The organism is Inquilinus sp. (genome assembly GCF_057815775.1).
The window spans coordinates 1-3445 of record NZ_JBYRFX010000998.1 but is presented as its reverse complement, the minus strand read 5'-3'; the positions used below and the strand labels follow the sequence as shown (position 1 = coordinate 3445).

Sequence of the window (3445 nt, the reverse complement as noted above, 5' to 3'; positions counted from 1 at the left end):
GCCGCATATCGGGCACAGATACTCGCCCCGATTGTTCTGGATGATGAAGAGAGAGGGTCTCGCGTCCATGGCTTGATGATAGCCGAGAACCCGCCATTTCCCATCTCAATCAACTAGAGGTGGATTTCCGCTTTCCGCCCTGTGGAGACGATCCTTATCTACGACCTCACCCCCGAAAGCTGCGGCGAAACTCGCGTGGGGTCATCGCCTTCAGGGCCCGGAACTGGCGGTTGAAATTGGCGATGTTGGGATAGCCGACCGCGTCCGCGACATGGGCGACCGGCCGGTCGCCGTTGATCAGCAGCGAACAGGCCTGGCCGATGCGCAGCTGGGCGACGTAGCGCGACACGGTCAGATGGGTGTGCCGGCGGAAGAAGCGGTGGAAGGCGGAGGCGCTGAGGCAGGCCAGATCGGTCAGCTCGGCGATCGCGATCTCGTCGTGATACCGGGCGTGGATGTGGTTCAGCACCCGGTCGATCCGCGCCTGGTCCGGCGCCGGCATGGCCGTGGTCTTTGGCATCGGGGCGGCCAGCGGTGCCCGGGCCTCGTCCTGCGACAGGGTGGACAGCACCTCGATCAGCCGCAACAGGCGGGCTGCAGGGTCAAGGCCCGGCATCGCCTCGATCGCCGGCCGCACCGCGGCGGCCGCCGCGGCGGAAAAGGCCAGGCCGCGCCCGGCCTCGTCCAGGATGCGGCCGACCGGCCGCAGCTCGGCCAGCGACCCGACCAGCCGCGCCGCCCCGTCCGGCGAGAACCACATCACCAGGGCGACATGCGGCCCGGCCGGATCGATCCGCTCACGCGAGCACCAGGTGTGCGGCAGGTTGGGGCCGACCAGCACCAGATCGCCGTCGTCATAGGTGCCGAGATGGTCGCCGACATGGCGCTGGCCGCGGCTGTTCAGGGTCAGCGTCAGCTCGAATTCCGGGTGGTAGTGCCATTCGAACGGGATGGCGTCGTCCAGCCGCCGGTTCAGCAGCGTCCAGGACGAATCCCCCGGCACCGTCACCTTCTCGAAGATCGGTTGCATGGCCTGAACTGAACCGCAGGGACGCCTGGGATGCCGTCCGACGCGACTTTAGTATCAGTTTTCGGCAGGCCACGGCAACACGGTCGGCCCGGACGGCGCTACAGTCCTGGCATGGACAGTGCGCCGATCAAGGGGAGGACACCGATGGATCGCCACCAATACGGGGACAACCGGCCGGGCAACGCCTCGGTCTCCTACACCTTCGAAACCCAGCTCAAGGACATCGAGAAGACGCGGCCGTTGCGCGTGCTGTCCGAAGCGGATTGGCGGCACTGGATCACCTGGGGCTACGTCGTCGTGCCGAACGCGGTCCCGGCCGAGAACATCAGCCGCACCCGCGACCTGCTGTGGGAGTTCCAGGAGCTGGATCCGCAGGACCCGGAGAGCTGGTCCAAGCCACAGATGCGCGACCATGCGATGAAGGAGCTGAACAACAGCGGCATGGTCGAGATCTACAATCACCAGCTGCTGTGGGACAACCGGCAGCACCGGCGGATCTACGACGCCTTCGTCGACATCTGGGACACCGAGCGGCTGTGGGTCACCATCGACCGCGCCAACCTGAACCCGCCGAACCGGCAGGCGCGCGGCTTCAACGGCTTCATCCACTGGGACGCCGACACCTCGCTGACCCCCTTGCCGGTGAACTGCCAGGGCGTGCTGTCGCTGGTCGACACCGATGCCGACACCGGCGGCTTCCAATGCGTGCCCGAGCTGTTCCGGACGCTGGAGACGTGGCGCGAGACCCAGCCGGCCGACCGCAACGCCTGGGCGCCCGACACCACCGGCTTCGAGATCCGGAACATCTCGATGAAGGCCGGCGACCTGCTGATCTTCAACAGCCTGCTGGCGCATGGCATCCGGCCAAATCGGTCGCAGGACCGGGTGCGGATGGCGCAGTACATCTCGATGACCCCGGCGGATGAGGGCAACGCCCAGCTGCGCGACTGGCGGATCCAGTCCTGGCGCGACCGCGAGCCGCCGCAGGGCTACGCCTTCCCGGGCGATCCACGCGAATGGGAGAAGACCCGCTACGACCGCGCCAACCTGACCCCGCTGGGCGAAAAGCTGCTCGGCCTGGCGTCCTGGGACGACTGAGCCCGGGCCGGCGGCGCCCGTCGCGCCGCGCCGCCGCGTCTCTCCCGCGGCATGGCGAGTGCCAGGGCGATGCCCAACAGGACCAGCCACAGCAGGCCGCTCAGGATCGATAGCCACGGCAGCAGGCCGGGGGGAGAAGCGATCGACATCCTGCACCCGTTCGGTTGAGGTCCCGCCCCGCCGCGATCATCCAGGCGGGGCGCCATCCCCTGCGATAGGTCCGCCGCGGCCGGCTGGCGACCGGACGGGCCGGCGCGAACGTCCGCGCCGGTCGGATCGGACATGTGGGGGCAGGCGATGCCCTTGCCCGCCGGCCGCCATTCCCCGATACGGGGCGCATGACCTATGACCAGATCGTCGTTGCGGGCCAGATCCTCGGCCTGGGGCTGAAGCTGTTTCTTGCCGCCGCCCTGCTGAGCCGCCGCGGGCGCCGCCGCGACCATTCCGTCGCCGCGGCCGCCCTGTTCGTGGCTGATTCCTTTCCCGGGGTCCTGGAGATCCCGCTTGTGCTGGCGGGCGCGGAGTCGGTCGCCCATTCGATCTGGATGCTGCCGGCGGCCACCCCCTACCTGGCGGTGGGGCCAGCGCTGTACTGGTATGTCCGCAGCCTGATCAGCCCGACGCCGCTGACCTGGCGCGTGATCGGCCGGACCGAGATCCTGCTCTGCGCCGCCGGCTTGGCGTTCGGCCTTGTCGCCGCTGTGGCGGACATGCTGCGGCCACCCGACGCTGACACCGGGCCCGCTCTCTGGGTGCTGCTGGTCGCCGTGGCCCTGGCGGTGTCCCTCCTGGTGGGGACGCTCGTCGTCTACACGGTGCGGACGATCCGCCTGGCCGTCCGGCACCGGCGCAACCTGGAGCATCACTTCTCGTCGATCGAGGGCCGGACGCTGGGTTGGGTGCCCTTTCTGGTCGCGGCCCTGGTGGTGCTGATCGCGCAGAACCTGTTCAGCCTCACCGTGGTGCTGCTGGTGATCGGGGGCGGGGAGTTCCGGTTCGAGCTGCTGCAGGAATGGTCATCGACCGCCCTGATCTTCGGCTTCGGCCTGATCGTCCTGCGCCAGGAATCGGTCTACGAGCCGTCGCCGCGGCCCGCCCCGGTGCCCGCCGCGCCGGAGCCGGGGGCCGAACGCTACCAGCGCTCCGCGCTCGACCCGGCGCGGATGGAGCGGCTGGCGGGCCGGATCGAGGCGGCGATGGTCGCCGACGGGCTGCATCGCGACCATTTCCTGACCTTGTCGGACCTGGCCGGGGCGGTCGGCGCGTCCGAACACCATGTCTCGCAGGTGCTGAACGACCGCATCGGCCGCAACTTCT

General features: G+C 69.0%; 3 protein-coding genes. 2 read left to right on the top strand and 1 reads right to left on the bottom strand.

All coding sequences use genetic code 11. From position 1 onward, the window contains the following. Positions 1 to 166 precede the first annotated feature (166 nt). Positions 167 to 1030, bottom strand: a complete 864-nt coding sequence (locus tag AC3XYG_RS35715) for a helix-turn-helix domain-containing protein (RefSeq protein WP_489144652.1) — start codon at positions 1028 to 1030, stop codon at positions 167 to 169. Positions 1031 to 1174: 144 nt separating this feature from the next. On the opposite strand from AC3XYG_RS35715, the gene AC3XYG_RS35710 reads away from it, so the two are divergent. Together AC3XYG_RS35710 and AC3XYG_RS35705 are read left to right on the top strand one after the other, a co-directional pair. Continuing rightward, positions 1175 to 2128, top strand: a complete 954-nt coding sequence (locus AC3XYG_RS35710) for a phytanoyl-CoA dioxygenase family protein (protein WP_489144651.1) — start codon at positions 1175 to 1177, stop codon at positions 2126 to 2128. A 338-nt stretch (positions 2129 to 2466) separates the two neighbouring features. Then, the coding region (locus AC3XYG_RS35705) for a hypothetical protein (protein ID WP_489144650.1) at positions 2467 to 3445 on the top strand (979 nt) is incomplete at its 3' end.